This is a genomic window from Pseudomonas sp. P108 (assembly GCF_032613195.1).
Taxonomy (GTDB): domain Bacteria; phylum Pseudomonadota; class Gammaproteobacteria; order Pseudomonadales; family Pseudomonadaceae; genus Aquipseudomonas.
Map to the genome: position 1 here is coordinate 2,674,944 of NZ_CP126691.1, position 17,607 is coordinate 2,692,550.

Below are 17,607 nucleotides of genomic sequence, written 5' to 3' on the forward strand. Positions count from 1 at the left end.
ATCTCCGGTGGGAGATTTCAGCTTAGTCGCTGGCGTCCTGACCGGTGAAGGTGTCACGCCATTTCAACCAGCGACGTTCGAGCATGGCCAGCAAGCCGTCACTGAGTTTGCCGAGCAAGGCGAGCACGATGATCGCGGCCAGCACGATGTCCGGCCGCGAGGTTTCCCGACCGTCACTGAGCAGATAGCCTAAACCCTTGGTGGCCGCGATCAATTCCGCCGCCACCAGAAACATCCACGCCAGGCTCATGCCGCTGCGTAACCCGGTGAACAGGCCGGGCAGGGCGGCCGGCAGCAAGATCCGTCGTACCAGTTGCAAGCGGCTGAAGCCATAGATGCGCCCGACTTCCACCAGTTTGCGATCAATGTTGCGAATGGCTGCGACCACGTTGACGTACACCGGAAAAAACGCGCCGATGGCAATCAGGACGATTTTCGACGTCTCGTCGATGCCCAGCCACAACAGCAGCAGTGGCACCCAGGCCAGGCTCGGAATGGAACGCAGGGCGGCAAACGTCGGCTCCAGATACGCCTCGGCCTCACGGCTCAAGCCAACCCAGGCAGCAAACACCAGCGCCAGACTGGCGCCAATGGCAAAACCCAGCAACACGCGAATAAGGCTGGCGCCGATGTGTTTCCACAGTGCGCCTTCGGCAAGGTCGGTGAGGGTCAGGGCGATCTCGCTCGGCGCCGGCATCTGGTAGGACGGCAACCAACCGATGCGTACGATAATTTCCAGTGCAACGATGATCAGCAGGGGCAGGGCCAGGCCTTTGCAGCGGCGCTGCCACGTCGGATTCAAACTCGCAGGACGCTGGCGCGGTACGGCAAGTGGCGCGGGCAAGTCTTTGCTGTGGGTGGTCATGGTTTTGGCTCCGCTCACGACAAATCCGCGACGGGCGCGGAGTTGTTGTGAGGCTGATCAGTTACTGGTGGGCGACGGCTTGCTGCACACCGCTGTCGAGCAATTGATCGATGACTTGATCGACATTCACCCCACGGCGCACCAGTTCCTCGGAGACCAGAATCGGCGCCGCTGCCTTGGAGGCGCTGATGTCCTGCTGAGTGAGTTGCGGGTTGCTCAGGTCCGTTCGCGACAGTTGCAGCCTGGCCACATCCAGCGGTAAGCCGGACTCCTTGGCGAGGAGGGCGGCGAACTCATCAGGGTTTTTCACGGCCCAGTCGCGGGCCTGTTCGTAAGCCTTGATGACGGTGTCGATGGTCTGCGGGTGTTCCTTGGCGTATTGCTCGGTGACGCTGACCACGCCGTAACTGTTGAACGCCGGGTTGCGGTAGAGCAGGCGCGAACCGGCCTGCACCTGACTGGCGGCCATGTGCGGATCGAGTCCGGCCCAGGCGTCGACATCGCCTTTTTCCAGCGCGGTACGACCATCCGGGTGTTGCAGATGGACCAGTTCGACGTCGTCTTTTTTCAGCCCGGCCTGTTGCAGGCTGCGCAGGGTAAACAGGTAAGGATCGGTGCCTTTGGTGGCGGCGATCTTTTTGCCCTTCAGGTCAGCGACGGTCTGGTACGGCGAATCCTTGCGCACCACCAAGGCTGTCCATTCGGCGCGGCTGTAGACGTAGACGGATTTGATCGGGCTGCCATTGGCCCGACTCAGCACGGCGGCCAGGCTGGCACTGGAAGCGAAATCCACGCCGCCACTGTTGAGGTATTCCAGCGAGCGGTTGCTGCCTTGACTCAATACCCAGCTGACTTTGGTTTGCGGCAAGGCCTTTTCGAGGAAGCCGAAGTGCTTGAGCACCAGACTGACCGGCGAGTAATAGGCGTAGTCGAGATGCACTTCCGCCGGCGCGGTCTCAGTCGCATGGGCGAACGGTTGCAGGCTCAGCACCATGGCGCTGGCGGCCAGCAGTGGCTTGAAATGAGAGAAGAACGATGTCATGGGGCGCTCCGGCAAAGGCACAGGTTTCTTATGTCCAAAAAGATATTTTTATCGAATGCTTCCTGCATGACTGGAATATTGCAGGCTCTGTGCCATGTGCTTGGAAGTGCCGTTTTACAAGGGTTTGAAGGCCGGATGCAGGATATGCGCTGTTGCATGGGCAACAGTGTGATTCGCCACTGTTGCCACGCGAACAGCAGGCATCAAGCGTGATGAGCTTATGCGTTAATCGAATTTCAACACCGAGAAATAACAGCGTTATGGTCTATGCAATTTCCCTTTGCAGGACAAGCCATGAAGCTTTCTCGTTTGCTACGCAGTGCGTTATTAACAGCACTGTTCACCTCGCCGCTTTCCTACGCAGCCGACCCATTGGTCCTGCATGTCGGTGATCAGAACTACTACAACATTCGAGCTTCAGTAGAGGCGTCCGGCGTATTGAAAGACGCGCCTTATACTGTCGACTGGAAACACTTCCAGGCCGCAGCACCCTTGGCGGAAGCCTTGCAGACCGGCTCGCTGGATCTGGGTTTTCTCGGTGATTCCGGCTTTCTGTTTCTGGCCGCCAAGCAGGCGCCAGTGAAGTTGATCGGCGTCTCGCGGCAGAATCCCGACACCATCGCGTTGCTGGTGCCGAAGGATTCTCCGGTGAAAACCATCGCCGACCTGAAAGGCAAGAAAGTCGCTTACTGGCCGGGTGCCTGGAGTCAGCAGTTGACCTTACGCGCCCTCGAGCAGAGCGGTCTGCCGGAAAACTATGTCGACTTCGTCAAGCTGATGCCGATCGATGCCGCCGCCGCGTTGCCTCAGGGCAGTATTGACGCCTTTCCGGTGTGGGAACCGTACATTTCCCAGCAGATCGTGTTCTCCGGCGCGCGGCCAATCCTGACCGCAAAAAATCTGATGCCGGGGCTCAGCGCTATCGCCGCGTCGACGCCGTCCATGGACAGCAAGCGTGCCGCCATCGCGGATTTCCTCGGCCGTTTGAAACAGGCGCGAGCCTGGGTCGACAGCCATACGGACGAATACGCCGATCTGTGGGCAAAGAAAGCCAATCTCGATCAGCAGGTGTCTCGGCACTGGTTGCGTCAGGCGCACATGACGGTCGGGCCGGTGGATCAGCAGGCTGCGACGGACCTGCAAAGCACTGCCGACTTCCTGTTCAAAGTGAAAGCGCTGCCGGTGCCGTTGGCCACCGCCGCCATTATCGACACGTCTTTTCAGCAGGCATTGACGCACTGAGCGAGCGCCGGAACCAAACCCTGTGTACCTTATCCAACCTCGGCTCGAATATCCGAGCGCAGGGATGGATAAGGGCGAGGGAGTTTTGCCAATCGATCACATGACGGCCGTCGCCGTGCTCAAGGCAAAACATGACATCCGGATTCAAACTTCTTTGTGTTGCGCTGATTGCGCTTGGGCTGGCCGGTTGCATCGCCGCCCCGATAGAAATGACCGCGCAAACCGAAACGCGCCTGAAGACCCAGGCGCCGGTGCGTTTTCTGTTGACGTTCGACGATGGCCCCAGCGCTTCGAGTTTGTGGAATCCGTCGGCCACAGTGCTCGACAGTCTCAAGGACAATCCGCTGCAGCCAGACATCAAAGCGGTGTTCTTTGTGCAGACGCGTGCGCCACGAGCGGGCAACAGTGACATTGGTCGCAGCATCATGCGTCGTGAACATGATGAGGGGCACATTCTCGCGTTTCACACCGCGACCCACTGGCACACCAATCATCGTTTGCTCGACCCGCAAGAACTCGAAGAGTCGCTGAGCAACGGCACGGCTGATATCGCCGCCATCACCGGCGCGCCACCGACATTGTTGCGCCCACCGTTCTGGAACTACGACAAACGCACCTTTGCCGCCTATCAGCAGCACGGTTTGCATGTATTGCTTACGGACTTGAGCGCCAACGACGGCAAGATCTGGGGCTTCAATGCCAGCCCGCGGCGCCGGGCAAACATGCTGCGACAGTTATCGCAGGTTCGTGAACGTATTGCCCTTGGCGAATTGCCAACCGTGGACGGGGTCATTCCGGTGGTGGTGACGTTCCATGATCTCAACCGCTATACCGCGCGGCACACGCGCGAATACCTGCAGATTTTGCTGGATAGCGCCGCCGCCACGGGCGTGAGGCTGGCGGACAAGCCTTTTTATGACGATCACGTCGCGCTGGAGAAAGCGGCGCTGGCGCGCACGGTGGAAAAAAGCTCGGAAGCGGTGAGTTTGCCGGGGATGTGGAACTGGATCTGGGATCATGACGCGCACTGACGAAGTTGTGACGCGCTTGGCATTTTTGTGTCGAGCAAGACACAAATTGCTCATCTATGCTCTACGGATTCAGCGAACCATCGCCTGCGAGGCGTCCACCCATGCTTGTCATTGCCGATATTTGCCGCATCGTCGAGTCTGGCTTTCCGGCACGTAAATGTGACTGCACCCCCTCAGCGCAGGGGCTCCTGCAGATCAAGGTTTATGACCCGGAAAGTGGGCGGGTGGATTTATTGCTCAATGGCGTTTCCCCCGAGCATCTGGTCACCGTCCGTGACATTTCCAACTTCATCGGTGAATTACGCACCGAAATGAGCGCCGGTCGTCGCGCGTTCGCTGGCTAAGCCCTCATAAACGTCGTTGAAACGCTTGAACAATGCGCAGCGTCGCTTCGCTGGTGTTCAGATTGCGCACCGCATCCAGCGGATGCCAGATGCAATCGATGATCTCGTTTTGAGGGCGCACCTGCTCAAAGTCCTGCACGGACGCCTCGTAGACATGATGCCGCGTGCTGCCGCTCTGCAGTTCCATCAAATACAACACCTCGTCGGCATCCAGGCCGGTTTCTTCCTGCAATTCGCGCACGGCAGCCTGCGCCCGGGTTTCCCCTGGCTCGACCTTACCGCCGGGCAATGTCCAGCGGCAGCGGTGTTTGCGCACCAGGAGAATGTGGCGATCCTGTTCGCATATAACGGTTGCACGTACTTTCATCTGTTACCTGGTTTAATGACTGTCACAAAATAGAAATAAAACTGCAATATTTGAGCCGGGCCTTGAGGTAAAGGTTTCATGGGGATTTGGAGAGCTGATTTTCGGGAAAAGTGCCGGATCCTTGACTGCTGGGCTGGCGACACCCGGTCGGCCATTTGTGCGAATGCGGGTGTAAGGTAAAAGCGTGAGCTGGATCTGACCGTTAGCAAAAATGGAGGTGTCCATGAGCATGCCGATGTTGAACAAGATGCACATGAACGGCTATGACGTGCTTAGCGTGAACAATGGCCCATGGCGGGTTTGCACCCAAGGCGATCGGCTGGCGTCGTTTGGTAGCAGGGAGGAGGCGCTGGCCTATGCCGCAGCGCTGCCTGGCTACAAAAAACGCACGACGCGCGCGCAAAGTCACAAAACCCACTGACAGGCTGGCTGTAATGAAAGAGCCCCGGCAATTGTCGGGGCTTCTGTTTTTGGGGAGGGTGGTCTCAGTGGACCTTGGTCCGGCTGATGGCGCGGGCCTTCACTTCCCTGGCATAGAGTTGCAGCCGTTCTTCATCGCTTTGCAGCACCTCGCAGGATCTCAGCACAGTTTGCGCATCCGCCTCGTTGCCGGATTTGCGCAGTTGTTCCGCGATACGTTTCAGGTCGACCGCCGACCATCGCAGGTCCGATGCAACGCTTTGCAGGTCGCGTTGAAGTTCGTGTTCGTATTCATTGAGCCGCATGATCACCTCCAGAACATTCTCGGTAGAAAAGAGTAGTCGCATTTTTCATCGATGGGCAAAGCGCGTTCGTCAGCACGCCGAGCGGTTGTGAAAAGTTGTGCAGATTACGCTGACGGCGCGGTGCCACGATGGATGTGCGCCGGCTTACGCGCTACATTCACTTTTTTCAGATCAGGAAAACACTATGCGGATATGGATCGGGACGTTGGCGTTGGCCCTGTTGGCGGGTTGCTCGTTGCCGGCGTCGTTGGTGCCGGGTGAGCCGAATGTCAACAAGACCAGTGACAAGGCACCCAAGGACTATGCCGCGTGTGTATTACCGTTGTGGCAGAAGGATGTCGCCAAAACCTCGCAGACATCGATTTCCAACGGCTATCGCATCACCGCGCCAAGCATCATCACGGCCGATGAGATTCTCGACATCGTCAAATACAAGAATGGCAGCCGGGTTTCGTTGTATCAGGGGCCGCCGTGGGCGAAGTCCGGGTCGTTGCGCCAATCGGTACGTGATTGCCTGTAACGGCATTTCCGGATGCAAAAAAAGCAGAAACAGCATGGGCGGTTTCTGCTTTTTTTTGGTTGCTTGCGGGCTGAAGGTCAGTCGGAAATATCGGTCAGGGAAATGCTGCGGCTCAATTTGCACGACAAGAATCCCGCGCCCTGCGTGGATTTGATTCGCGAAATGAACGGTGACAGTTGCTCGCGAGGATTTGCAGTTGTGTGCACTAGGCTTTTGAGGGCTGGTGGATAGTCAGGCCAGTACGACCTTTCAAGGAGCCTCGGATCATGGATGATCTGGTCAAAGAAGTTATTCCGCTGTTGCAGTATCTGATTCCCGGGTTTTTGTCAGCGTGGATTTTTTACTCACTGACGGCGTTCAAACGACCGGATACGTTCGGGCAGATTGTGCAGGCGCTGATTTTTACGTTTGTGATTCAGGGCGCGGTACTGGGGATTGGGGCAATTTGTCTGTGGGTGGGGTCGAAAGGCTTTTCCGTAGGGAAATGGGATGCTCGGGCGGAGGCATTGTGGGCATTTATTGTTTCAGTATGTCTCGCCGGGCTTTTCTGTTATTTGGCTTCAAACGGGGTGTTGCATGTGTGGCTACGCAAGCGAAACCTGACACGTAAAAGCTCTCATCCCAGCGAGTGGTACAGCGCTTTTGAGCGACAGGATCGCCTTGTCACTTTGCAACTGAATGACGAGAGGCGATTGTTTGGCTGGCCCTTGGAGTGGCCTTCTGGCCCCTGGGAAGGGCAATTCATCTTGCTGAATCCACAATGGCTTGGCGATGGTGGCGAGGTGCTCACTTTTGGCGCCGAATCAATGGTGATAGATTCCTCAAAAGTTCAGTGGGTCGAATTCAATTCTGTCGAGGAGGTTGTTTCATGAGCGCAAAAGCACCCAATCCCATGCCGCCTCACGTGGCGCGTCTCTTCGTGGGCCCAGACGGCAAGCCGTTGGCAAAACCGCTGGTCAAAGGGCCGAGTGCGCCTCCACCGCCAAAGCGCTGATCAGCGCCGCCAGCCACTAGCCCCAACCCTCAGCCACCGCCCGGCGAATCGCTTCCAGCAACATCGCAAACGCCGGGTTGTCGTTGTTCTCCCGCCAGATCAGATGCAGCTCGCTCTGCACCCCTTCGCCCAGATCGATATCGCGAAACACCACATTCTTGAACACCACACTGGTAGCGCAACGCGGCACCAGCGCCAGGCCCATGCCGGCGTTGACCAAGGCCAGAATCGTCAGAGAAGAACCCAGCCACTGCACATAATCCGGCGCGACCCGTGCCGAGCGCAGCATGCCGGTCAGCAGTTCATTGAACGGCGGATACGCGGCGTGGGAATACATCAGGAACGGTTGTTTATCCAGGTCACTGACCGCCACTTCAGCCGCCGTTGCCAATGGATGTCCACTCGGCACCGCCAGTACAAACGGCTCGCGCACCAGGCATTCGGTGGCGTAGCCCGGCTCCAATAACGGCGCACGGGCGATGCCCAGATCGATGCGGCGGGCGCGCAGGGCTTCGTGTTGCTGGTAAGTGTTCATTTCCGACAGATCGATTTTCACCTGCGGCTGTTTCAGTCGCGCCTCGGCGATCACCTTCGGCAGAAACTCATACACCGCGCTGCCGACAAAACTGATGTTCACCGAGCCGATATCGCCCTCGGCAAACCGTCGGGCGGTGACGGCTGCCTGCTGCGCGCGCTCCAGCAGGTTCTGTGCTTCGATGAAAAATGCACGGCCGGCGGCGGTCAAGGCGACGCTACGGGTGCTGCGGGTGAACAGCTCGACGCCGAGGTGATGCTCAAGCAGCTGGATCTGCCGGCTGAGCGGCGGCTGCGTCATGTTCAGTCGCTCGGCGGCGCGGCGAAAGTTGAGTTCGGTGGCGACGGTGGTGAAGCAGCGCAGTTGGGTCAGTTCGAACATTGATCTAATCCGGGTATCAATCGAATGCCAAGTTAGATTAGACGGGATCAATGATCGCCGTCCATGATCGGCCCATCGCTTTACGCCATCCCTAAAAAAACAAGATCGGGAGTCGCCCCTTGAAAACCCTCCAGAGTCCGCTGGACGTCACGGTTCTCGCCCGTGCCGCCGCCAAGGTCAAGCGCCACGTGCTGCCGCTGTTCGTGGTGATGTTCATCGTCAACTACATCGATCGGGTCAACATCGGTTTCGTGCGCAGCCACATGGAAACCGATCTGGGCATCGGCGCTGCGGCTTATGGCCTCGGCGCCGGTTTGTTCTTTGTGGGCTACGCACTGTTCGAAGTGCCGTCCAACATGCTTCTGCAGCGTTATGGCGCGCGGGTCTGGCTGACGCGGATCATGTTCACTTGGGGCGCAGCGGCCATGGCCATGGCCTTCGTCAGAGGGGAAACCAGTTTCTATGTGTTGCGCTTTATTCTCGGTGCGGCGGAGGCGGGGTTCTTTCCGGGGATCATTTATTACTTCACCCAATGGCTGCCGGCCTCCGAGCGCGGCAAGACCATGGCGGTGTTCCTCAGCGGCTCGGCCATTGCCTCGGTGATCTCCGGCCCGGTCTCCGGTGCGTTGCTGCACATCAGCGGACTGGGCCTGCATGGCTGGCAGTGGATGTTTTTGATTGAGGGCGCGGCTTCAGTGGTGCTCTGCGCATTCGTCTGGTTCTGGCTGCAATCGCATCCGCGTCAGGCCAAGTGGCTGAGCGAAGAAGAGCGCGAAGCGCTGGTGGCGGCGATTGCCGAGGAGCAGCGCGCTCGTGAGGCGTCGCAGGTGGCCAAACCGTCGATGTTCAAGCTATTGGCGGATCGGCAGATTGCGCTGTTCTGTTTCATCTATTTCTCCATCGCCCTGACCATTTACGGCGCGACGTTCTGGCTGCCAAGCATGATCAAGAAGATGGGCAATCTCGGCGACTTCCAGGTCGGCCTGCTCAACTCGATCCCGTGGATCATTTCGATTGTCGCCATGTACGGTTTCGCGGCGATGGCCGGCAAGTGGAAATTCCAGCAAGCCTGGGTCGCGCTGACGCTGGTGATCGCAGCCGTCGGTATGTTCATGTCGACCACCGGCGGGCCGATCTTCGCCTTCGTCGCGATCTGCTTCGCCGCCATCGGTTTCAAGGCAGCGTCGGCATTGTTCTGGCCAATTCCGCAAAGCTATCTGGATGCGCGTATCGCCGCTGCGGTGATCGCCCTGATCAACTCCATCGGCAACCTCGGCGGTTTCGTTGCGCCGACCGCGTTCGGCTTCCTCGAAGAAACCACCGGCTCGATCGAGGGCGGTCTGTATGGCCTGGCGGCGACGTCGCTGATCGCGGCGGTGGTGATCTTTTTCGCCCGCACGGCGCCAGGAGCCAAAGGCAAAACCCCGGCAAAGCCGCATGGCGACACCGCCGTTATTGCGACGGCCAGCCCGGCCGCGAGCCATTGAATTGATTGTTGATCTGTCAGGAGTCTTATCTTGAAAATCACCCGCGTAACTGTGACCCCGATTGCCTTTCGCGATCCGCCGCTGCTCAACGCCAGCGGCATTCATGAACCCTTCGCCTTGCGCTCGATCATCGAGATCGAAAGCGACAACGGCTACATCGGCCTCGGCGAAAGCTATGGCGATGCCCCGGCGCTGGCGATCCAGCAGCAGTTGCAGGCGCAACTGATCGGTCTCGATCCGTTCAACCTCAACCAGTTACGCGCGATCGTGCAGGCCACCGTTGCCGCCAACAAACCCGCCACTATTGCCGGTGCCGAACTCGCGCCCGGTTCTCATGCCAGCAAAGCGGTGAGCAATGCTTATTCGGCGTTCGAAGTAGCCTTCCTCGATTTGCAGGCGCATTACCTGAATGTGCCGCTGGTGGACCTGCTCGGTGGCGCGATTCGCGATGAGGTGCCGTTCAGCGCCTATCTGTTCTTCAAGTACGCGCAGCATGTCGATTCGCCCTACAAACCGGACAACTGGGGCGAAGCACTCAGCGAGCAGCAGATCGTTGCGCAGGCCGCGCGGATGATCGAGGCGTACGGTTTCAAAAGCATCAAACTCAAGGCCGGGACGTTGCCGCCGGAGCATGAAGTGGCGTGCATCAAGGCGTTGAAAAAGGCCTTCCCCGGCTACCCGTTGCGCATTGATCCGAATGGCAACTGGTCACTGGAAACCTCGATTCGCATGGCCGAGTTGCTCGGCAATGATCTGCAATATTACGAAGACCCGACTCCGGGCCTCGACGGCATGGCCGAGCTGCACAAGCGCACCGGTCTGCCGCTTGCGACCAATATGGTTGTCACCGATTTCGACGAGTTCCGCCGCAGCATTGCGCAAAACAGCGTGCAGATTGTTCTCGCCGACCACCATTACTGGGGCGGCCTGCGCGACACGCAGACCCTGGCAAAGATGTGCGATGTGTTCGGCGTTGGTGTGTCGATGCATTCCAATTCGCACCTGGGCATCAGCCTGATGGCGATGGCCCATGTCGCGGCGGCGGTGCCGAATCTGGATTACGCCTGCGATACGCATTACCCGTGGCAGGAGCCGGATGAAGAAGTGATCAAGGGCGGCAAGCTGCCGATTGTCGATGGCTGCGTGAAGATCACCCGCGCACCGGGGCTTGGGCTGGAGCTGGATCATGATCAATTGGGCAGGCTGCATGATCAGTATCTGACGTGCGGGATTCGTCAGCGTGATGATGTGCGGCAGATGCAGCGGTACAAGCCGGACTGGAGGGCGGTTAAACCAAGGTTTTGAGGTGCCTGAATTGGCGCCATCGCGAGCAGGCTCACTCCTACAGGGAAACGCATTCCAACTGTAGGAGTGAGCCTGCTCGCGATTGGCGTCCTCACGGTTACAACGTTTCTACCAGCCAATCCCGAAACGCTTTCAGCGACGGCAAACTCTCATTGCGTGGCGGATACACCAGGTAGTAGCTGCGCCGGCTGTTGATCGGCTCGCCCAGTTGCAGCAACTCGCCGCTGAGCAATTCATCCTCGACCAGAATCCGTGGCACCAGCCCGACACCGATATTCGCCCGCACCGCCTGAATCAAGTGCGAAGTCATTTCAAAACTTGGCCCGATGCGCATACCGCGATGCGGCAATCCGTGATGGCTGAACCATTCCGCCCACGCCTGCGCATTGCTGCTGACATTGAGCAGCAGTTGCCCGGCGATGTGTTGTTCGGCGTCGTCGCGCTCAGCGTCGGACAGTTGCGCACTGGCGATCACCACCAGTTCCTCGGTGTGCAAGGGCAGGGCCGTCAGCCCCGGCCATTCACCGCCACCGACGCAGATCGCCGCATCGATTTCGCTGGTATCGAAGTCAATCGCTGCGATACGCGAATGCAAATGCACGGTCATGCCCGGATGCGCGGTGTAGAAATCTTTCAACCGTGGCAGCAACCATTTCGAGCCGAAGGTCGGCAGCGTCGCCAGGCGCAGACTGTGAATGCCCGAGCCAAACGCCATCGCCTGCAATGTCGCACTGCGAATCTGCCCGAGCGCTTCGGCGAGTTCGCGCTGATACATGCGGCCGACATCGGTCAGCACCACTTGCCGACCTTCGCGGCTGAACAAGCGCATGCCGAGCATCTTCTCGAGAATCTGCACCTGCCGGCTGACCGCACTCTGCGTCAGCGACAGTTCGTGGGCGGCGCGGGTGTAGCTTTCATGGCGCGCGGCGGCCTCGAAAGCCAGCAATAACGACATGGAAGGGGTGAGCGTGCGCGGATTCATTCGTAAAAGTCATCAATAGCGGGTCGAATTTACGGTTGTCCCGGCGTTCGCCAGCAATGAACATGGGCACCATGAGATGGCGGAGCCTGACGCAATCATTCGTTGCGTACAACTGTTCACCGCCACGCGGCCCGATTTGACCGAGATAACCTGACCGATGATTGCCCAGCTGTCCCCCGCCAAAGCCCTCACCAGCGATTACCAACAGTTCCTCAAAGCCCTGAAAACCAGCGGCTTTCGTGGTGAAATCAGCGCTGATTACGCCAGTTGTGTGGTACTGGCGACTGACAATTCGATCTATCAGCGCCTGCCGCAAGCGGCGGTGTTTCCGATGGACGCCGAGGACGTGGCGCGGGTAGCGCGGTTGATCGCCGAGCCGGCGTATCAGCAAGTGGTGATCACCCCGCGCGGTGGCGGCACCGGCACCAACGGCCAATCACTGACCGACGGCATCGTCGTCGATCTGTCGCGGCACATGAACCGCATCCTCGAAATCAACGTTGAGGAACGCTGGGTGCGCGTGCAGGCCGGGGTGGTCAAGGATCAGCTCAACGCCGCGCTGAAGTCCGCCGGGCTGTTTTTCGCCCCGGAATTGTCGACCTCCAACCGCGCCACCGTCGGCGGCATGATCAACACCGATGCCAGTGGCCAGGGCAGTTGCACTTACGGCAAGACTCGCGACCATGTGCTCGAACTCGACATGGTTTTGCGCGGTGGCGAGCGTCTGCACGGTTTGCCTCTTGAGGAAAGCGAACTTGAAGCACTGTGCGCCCGCGAAGATCGCGTCGGTGAGGTCTATCGCTGCGCGCGGCAGATCATTGATGAGCAGGGTGAGCTGATCAAAGAGCGTTTCCCCGATCTCAACCGCTGCCTGACCGGTTATGACCTGGCGCATCTGCGTGAGGCGGATAACCGTTTCAACCTCAACAGCGTGCTGTGCGGTGCTGAAGGCTCGCTGGGTTTTGTCGTCGAGGCGCGGCTGAACGTACTGCCGATCCCCAAACACACGATGCTGGTGAACATCCGCTACGCCGGGTTCATGGACGCCTTGCGCGATGCGCGGGCCTTGATGGCGCTCAAGCCGCTGTCGATCGAAACCGTGGACTCGAAAGTCTTGCTGCTGGCGATGCAGGACATCGTCTGGCACGGCGTTGCGGAGTATTTCCCGGAAAGCGCCGAGCGGCCGACCTTGGGCATCAATCTGGTGGAGTTTTGCGGCGACGATCCGGAGGACTTGCAGCGCCGGGTCGAAGCATTTGTCGACCACTTGAGCTGCGACCGCACGGTTGAGCGTTTGGGTCATACGCTGGCGGTCGGTCATGCGGCGGTGAACAAGGTCTACGGCATGCGCAAGCGCGCGGTGGGCCTGCTCGGTAACGTCGCCGGTGAAGCGCGGCCGCAGCCGTTCGTTGAAGACACCGCGGTGCCGCCGCAGCACTTGGCCGAGTACATCGCCGAGTTGCGCGACCTGCTCGACAGCCACGGTTTGCAGTACGGCATGTTCGGTCACGTCGACGCGGGCGTGCTGCACGTGCGGCCGATTCTCGACATGAAAGACCCGCAACAAGCCGCGCTGGTGCGTCCGGTGTCCGATGGCGTCGCCGCGTTGACCCAGCGTTACGGTGGCCTGCTGTGGGGTGAGCACGGCAAAGGCTTGCGCTCGGAATACGCGCCGGCATTTTTCGGTGAGCTGTATCCGGCACTGCAAGCCTTGAAGGCTGCGTTCGACCCGTTCAACCAGTTCAACCCGGGCAAGATCGCCACCCCGGCCAACACCGGCGCTGCGCTGCTGAAAATCGACGAGGTCACGTTGCGCGGCGAACTCGACCAGCAGATCGACGAGAAGGTCTGGCAAAGCTACGGCGCCGCGATGCATTGCAACGGCAACGGCGCCTGCTACAACTTCGATCCCGATGACGCCATGTGCCCGTCGTGGAAAGCCACCCGTGAGCGCGCTCAGTCGCCCAAGGGCCGCGCCTCGTTGATCCGCGAGTGGTTGCGTTTGCAGGGCGTGGCGGGTGTCGACGTGTTGTCCGATGCGATTCGCAAGCCGGCGTTTTTCAGCACGTTGTGGCAGCGCTGGCGCAATAGCCGTACGCAGTCCGAGGACTTCTCCCATGAAGTCTACGACGCCATGGCCGGTTGTCTGGCGTGCAAATCCTGTGCGGGGCAGTGCCCGGTGAAGGTCAATGTGCCGGAGTTTCGCTCGCGGTTTCTGGAGCTGTATCACAGCCGTTATCTGCGCCCGGCGCGGGACTATCTGATCGCTTCGCTGGAATACAGCATCCCGTACATGGCGCGGATCCCGGCGTTGTACAACGGTTTGATGGGCGCTTCATTCGTTCGCAGCTTGCTGGAACGGGTCGGCGGCATGATCGACGTGCCGTTGCTCAGTCGTTTTGATTTCCATGCGGCGATGCGCCGTTGGCAGGTGCAACCGGCGAAGGTTTCGACGTTGTCGGCGCTGACCGAGGCGCAACGTGAACGCAGTGTGGTCATCGTGCAGGACGCCTTCACGCGTTACTTCGAAGCGCCGCTGTTGGCGGATCTGGTCGAGTTGATTTCGCGTCTGGGTTATCAGGTCTATCTCGCGCCGTTCAGCGCCAACGGCAAGCCTTTGCATGTGCAGGGCTTCCTCTCGGCATTCAACCGCGCGGCGTTGCGCAACGCTCGGCAACTGCGTGAATTGGCGGATGTGGGCGTGCCGTTGCTGGGCCTCGATCCGGCGATGACGTTGGTGTATCGCCAGGAGTACTTGAAAGTGCCGGGCATGGAGCAATGCCCGGAAGTGGCGCTGGTGCAGGAGTGGTTGCTCAAGGTGATGCCGGAGCAGGCGCCACAGGATGCAACCGCGTCGTTCCGACTGCTGGCCCACTGCACCGAGAAAACCAACGCCCCGGCCGCGACGCGGCAGTGGGAGCAAGTGTTCGAGCGTGCGGGTTTGAAGCTGGCCACGCAGGCCACCGGTTGCTGCGGCATGTCCGGCACTTACGGTCACGAGGCGCGCAATCGCCAAACCTCAGCGGTGATCTACGAGCAGTCCTGGGCACGTCAGGTAGCGGCGTCGGCAGAGCAGGGCGAAGCCTTGGCGACCGGTTATTCGTGCCGCAGTCAGGTCAAGCGCCAGTCGGATCAGGCACTGCGTCATCCGTTGCAGGTGCTGCTTGAGGTTCAACGTCGCTGAGGTCGTCGCCCGTGTCCTTGTCCCAGATCAGGCGCGGGTCGAAGCTCATCGCCGCGAGCATGGTGAACACCACGACCAGGCCAAAAAACAGAATGCCCGGTCGTGGCTCGATATCGCCCAGCGCCTGAAACTTCACCAGTGCCGCGACCAGCGCCACCACCAAAACGTCGAGCATCGACCAATAGCCGATCAGCTCGACGAAACGGTACAGCTTCGAGCGCTCTTTGCGCGCCCAGGCGCTGTCGCGTTGCACGGTCATCAGCAGCAACGTCAGGGCCACGAACTTGACTCCCGGCACGGCGATACTGGCGATGAAAATGATCAGCGCAATGTCCCACGCGCCGTGTTCCCAGAACTCCAGTACACCGCTCATGATCGTGCTGTCGGCGCCACTGCCGAGCATGGTGGTGTTCATTACCGGCAACAGGTTGGCCGGCACGTAAAACGCTAGCGCCGCGAGCATGTAGGCCCAGGTGCGCGCCAGTGAATTGGTCTTGCGCCGGTGCAGGGGCGCATCGCAGCGCGGGCATTCATGCGGCTCGTCGGTCATGTCGCAGGCCAGGCCGCAGCTGTGGCACAGGCACAGATTGAGTTCGCGGGCAGTCGGTGGCCGTTTCATAGAATGTCCCAGAGATCGCGGATATCGCGGCCGGCAATCCTGATCATCATCAGGCTCAGCACGGCCAGCGCGAACAGGCCGATGCCGGGCAACACATCGAGCAATCCGGCCAGTTTGAACACCGCCACCATCGCTCCGAGCAGGCATACCTCAAGCATGCTCCACGGCCGCAGGGTTTCCAGCCAGCGCATGCACAGCTTGAAGCCCGGTGCACGTCGCGATGACAGCGCGAAGCTGAGCACCCAGATCAGCAGCACCAGTTGAAACGCCGGGGCAATGATGATCGAGATCGCCGCGACCATCGCCATGAACGTGATCGGCCCCTGACTCAGCGCCAGCACCGAATCCCACAGCGTCGCGCTGTTTTTCAGGCCTTTGAGGCTGATGCTCATCACCGGATAGAAGTTGGCGAACAGCCACAGCATCGCCGCCGTGAACGTCAGGGCCAGACGCTGTTCAACAGTCAAACCGTTGAAGCGCTGCAGCACGCCACCGCAGCGCACGCACGAGGTTTTCTGGTGTTTGGCCAGCACGGCTTTTTCGTACACACAATCGCAGTGCTCGCAGATGATCAGGTGTTCGGTGTTGACCATGGACAACGCTCGACAGCAGGCCGCAAGGGCAGGGGACTTGATCACTATAGAAGCCTGAGGCTATTGGGCAACTTGCCCGGCTTGATCGGCTGAGGTTTTTCTGAGAATCGCTATCGATTGGGCTTGGGTTTTTGCTGGTTATTGTTATAAGGTAACGCGAATTTCAGGGGTGGTCCTTGTAGGCACCCGGTGTTATCCCTTCGATTGCGAAACGCTCATGACGATTGTGCTTCCTCGTTCTGCCCCGTTGGCCACTGGCCGGCTGATGTCCATTGACGCCCTCAGAGGCCTGGTCATTCTGTTCATGCTGCTCGACCACGTGCGGGAAACCTTCTTGCTGCACCGTCAGGTCAGCGACCCGATGGACATTGCCAGCACCGAGCCGGCACTGTTTTTCAGCCGCACATTGGCGCATTTGTGTGCGCCGGTGTTTGTGTTGCTGACGGGATTGTCGGCGTGGTTGTTCGGAGAAAAGTACGCGGGCAAGTCTGATGTCAGCGCCTTTCTGTTCAAGCGTGGTCTGTTTCTGGTGGTGCTGGAGTTCACCCTGGTGAACTTCGCGTGGACCTTCCAACTGCCACCGAGTGTGATTTATCTGCAAGTGATCTGGGCGATCGGTTTGAGCATGATTGCCTTGTCGCTGCTGGTCTGGCTGCCGCGCTGGCTGTTGCTGACGTTGAGCCTGATGATCATCGCCGGACACAACCTGCTCGACACTGTGCATTTTCCGCTGGAGTCAGCGCTGCACGTGCCCTGGGCGATTTTGCATGATCGCGGCTGGATCGACGTCAGCGACACTCTGCGTCTGCGCACCTCCTATCCGTTGTTGCCATGGATCGGTGTGATTGGTCTGGGTTATGCGCTGGGACCGTGGTTTGCTCGCGGCGTTGAAGCGAGTTTGCGTCAGTGGCAACTGCTGATCGCGGGGAGCGCAGGACTGCTTGGCTTTGTCGGGCTGCGGTTGATCAACGGCTATGGCGAGAAACCGTGGGCCGTGGGCGACACGTCGGTGCAAACCCTGATGAGCTTTTTCAACATCACCAAGTACCCACCGTCGTTGCTGTTTATCGCGCTGACCGCGAGCGTCGGGCTGTTGCTGCTACTGGCATTCGAACGCTTGCAGGATCGTCGCTGGATTCGCTGGTTGACCGTGTTCGGTTCGGCGCCGATGTTTTTCTATCTGCTGCATCTGTACGCGTTGAAGGTGTTGTACCTGATCGGCGTCGCCCTGTTCGGGCTGAATCAGGGCAGCTATTTCGGCTTCTCCTCGGTGGCGGCGATCTGGCTGGTGTCGGCCATTCTGGCGATCGGGCTGTTCCCGGCCGTGCGCTGGTTCTCGGCATTGAAGGCCCGTCGTCGCGACATTGCCTGGCTGAAGTATTTGTAAGCAC

The 17,607-nt window shown here is 59.5% G+C and carries 19 protein-coding genes; 10 read left to right on the plus strand and 9 right to left on the minus strand.

Translation table 11 applies throughout. The annotated features are described in order from the left end of the window. Positions 1–22 precede the first annotated feature (22 nt). Both QOM10_RS11840 and QOM10_RS11845 read right to left on the minus strand, forming a co-directional pair. A complete protein-coding gene (locus QOM10_RS11840) occupies positions 23–865 on the minus strand; it encodes an ABC transporter permease (RefSeq protein ID WP_316918115.1) in 843 nt (280 codons plus the stop codon). Positions 866–926: 61 nt separating this feature from the next. Continuing rightward, positions 927–1,907, minus strand: a complete 981-nt coding sequence (locus tag QOM10_RS11845) for an aliphatic sulfonate ABC transporter substrate-binding protein (RefSeq protein WP_316918116.1) — start codon at positions 1,905–1,907, stop codon at positions 927–929. A gap of 294 nt (positions 1,908–2,201) precedes the next feature. Here QOM10_RS11845 and QOM10_RS11850 point away from each other — a divergent pair, with 294 nt between their 5' ends. The 3 genes from QOM10_RS11850 (at position 2,202) to QOM10_RS11860 (ending at position 4,524) form a co-directional block, all read left to right on the plus strand. Then, entirely contained in the window at positions 2,202–3,149 is a 948-nt protein-coding gene (locus QOM10_RS11850) for an ABC transporter substrate-binding protein (protein ID WP_316918117.1), read from the plus strand. 131 nt (positions 3,150–3,280) lie between these two features. After that, complete coding sequence (locus tag QOM10_RS11855) at positions 3,281–4,180, plus strand: polysaccharide deacetylase family protein (protein ID WP_316918118.1); 900 nt, start codon at positions 3,281–3,283, stop codon at positions 4,178–4,180. A gap of 101 nt (positions 4,181–4,281) precedes the next feature. Then, positions 4,282–4,524 carry a DUF1652 domain-containing protein gene (locus QOM10_RS11860; protein ID WP_127926832.1) on the plus strand — a complete coding sequence of 81 codons (243 nt, stop codon included), beginning with the start codon at positions 4,282–4,284 and terminating at the stop codon, positions 4,522–4,524. Between the two features lie 4 nt (positions 4,525–4,528). On the opposite strand, the gene QOM10_RS11865 is transcribed toward QOM10_RS11860, so the two are convergent. After that, on the minus strand, positions 4,529–4,891 hold the full coding sequence (locus tag QOM10_RS11865) for an NUDIX hydrolase (RefSeq protein ID WP_127926833.1): 363 nt from the start codon (positions 4,889–4,891) through the stop codon (positions 4,529–4,531). Between the two features lie 12 nt (positions 4,892–4,903). After that, positions 4,904–5,116 (minus strand): hypothetical protein, encoded by a 213-nt coding sequence (locus tag QOM10_RS11870; protein ID WP_160039465.1) that lies wholly within the window; start codon positions 5,114–5,116, stop codon positions 4,904–4,906. Here QOM10_RS11870 and QOM10_RS11875 point away from each other — a divergent pair. Next, entirely contained in the window at positions 5,115–5,312 is a 198-nt protein-coding gene (locus QOM10_RS11875) for a DUF2188 domain-containing protein (protein WP_095120340.1), read from the plus strand. The two genes, QOM10_RS11870 and QOM10_RS11875, sit on opposite strands and share 2 nt — an antisense overlap. A gap of 64 nt (positions 5,313–5,376) precedes the next feature. On the opposite strand, the gene QOM10_RS11880 is transcribed toward QOM10_RS11875, so the two are convergent. Then, the gene (locus QOM10_RS11880) at positions 5,377–5,616 is read right to left on the minus strand and encodes a hypothetical protein (RefSeq protein ID WP_065259780.1); all 240 of its coding nucleotides are present in this window, start codon (positions 5,614–5,616) and stop codon (positions 5,377–5,379) included. Positions 5,617–5,800: 184 nt separating this feature from the next. On the opposite strand from QOM10_RS11880, the gene QOM10_RS11885 reads away from it, so the two are divergent. Next, positions 5,801–6,136 carry a hypothetical protein gene (locus tag QOM10_RS11885; protein WP_127926835.1) on the plus strand — a complete coding sequence of 112 codons (336 nt, stop codon included), beginning with the start codon at positions 5,801–5,803 and terminating at the stop codon, positions 6,134–6,136. Positions 6,137–6,402: 266 nt separating this feature from the next. Beyond that, positions 6,403–7,008 carry a DUF6338 family protein gene (locus QOM10_RS11890; protein WP_316918119.1) on the plus strand — a complete coding sequence of 202 codons (606 nt, stop codon included), beginning with the start codon at positions 6,403–6,405 and terminating at the stop codon, positions 7,006–7,008. 138 nt (positions 7,009–7,146) lie between these two features. Here QOM10_RS11890 and QOM10_RS11895 read toward each other — a convergent pair whose 3' ends face one another. Further along, positions 7,147–8,046 carry a LysR substrate-binding domain-containing protein gene (locus QOM10_RS11895; protein ID WP_127926836.1) on the minus strand — a complete coding sequence of 300 codons (900 nt, stop codon included), beginning with the start codon at positions 8,044–8,046 and terminating at the stop codon, positions 7,147–7,149. A gap of 119 nt (positions 8,047–8,165) precedes the next feature. Between QOM10_RS11895 and QOM10_RS11900 the strand changes: the two genes are divergently transcribed. Beyond that, the gene (locus tag QOM10_RS11900) at positions 8,166–9,533 is read left to right on the plus strand and encodes an MFS transporter (protein ID WP_316918120.1); all 1,368 of its coding nucleotides are present in this window, start codon (positions 8,166–8,168) and stop codon (positions 9,531–9,533) included. A gap of 30 nt (positions 9,534–9,563) precedes the next feature. Continuing rightward, positions 9,564–10,838: a glucarate dehydratase family protein gene (locus tag QOM10_RS11905; RefSeq protein ID WP_316918121.1), complete on the plus strand. Its 1,275-nt coding sequence runs from the start codon at positions 9,564–9,566 to the stop codon at positions 10,836–10,838. 97 nt (positions 10,839–10,935) lie between these two features. On the opposite strand, the gene QOM10_RS11910 is transcribed toward QOM10_RS11905, so the two are convergent. Next, positions 10,936–11,820 carry a LysR substrate-binding domain-containing protein gene (locus tag QOM10_RS11910; RefSeq protein ID WP_316918122.1) on the minus strand — a complete coding sequence of 295 codons (885 nt, stop codon included), beginning with the start codon at positions 11,818–11,820 and terminating at the stop codon, positions 10,936–10,938. Between the two features lie 157 nt (positions 11,821–11,977). Between QOM10_RS11910 and QOM10_RS11915 the strand changes: the two genes are divergently transcribed. Further along, complete coding sequence (locus QOM10_RS11915; protein ID WP_316918123.1) at positions 11,978–15,004, plus strand: FAD-binding and (Fe-S)-binding domain-containing protein; 3,027 nt, start codon at positions 11,978–11,980, stop codon at positions 15,002–15,004. Here the strand turns inward: QOM10_RS11915 and QOM10_RS11920 are convergent. Together QOM10_RS11920 and QOM10_RS11925 are read right to left on the minus strand one after the other, a co-directional pair. Next, positions 14,937–15,623, minus strand: coding sequence for a paraquat-inducible protein A (locus tag QOM10_RS11920; RefSeq protein WP_150751874.1), 687 nt, complete (start codon positions 15,621–15,623; stop codon positions 14,937–14,939). The genes QOM10_RS11915 and QOM10_RS11920 overlap by 68 nt on opposite strands. Further along, positions 15,620–16,216 (minus strand): paraquat-inducible protein A, encoded by a 597-nt coding sequence (locus tag QOM10_RS11925; RefSeq protein ID WP_077573324.1) that lies wholly within the window; start codon positions 16,214–16,216, stop codon positions 15,620–15,622. Before QOM10_RS11925 ends, QOM10_RS11920 begins: the two co-directional genes overlap by 4 nt. Positions 16,217–16,433: 217 nt before the next feature. Here QOM10_RS11925 and QOM10_RS11930 point away from each other — a divergent pair, with 217 nt between their 5' ends. Further along, positions 16,434–17,603 carry a DUF1624 domain-containing protein gene (locus QOM10_RS11930; RefSeq protein ID WP_316918124.1) on the plus strand — a complete coding sequence of 390 codons (1,170 nt, stop codon included), beginning with the start codon at positions 16,434–16,436 and terminating at the stop codon, positions 17,601–17,603. Positions 17,604–17,607: the final 4 nt, after the last annotated feature.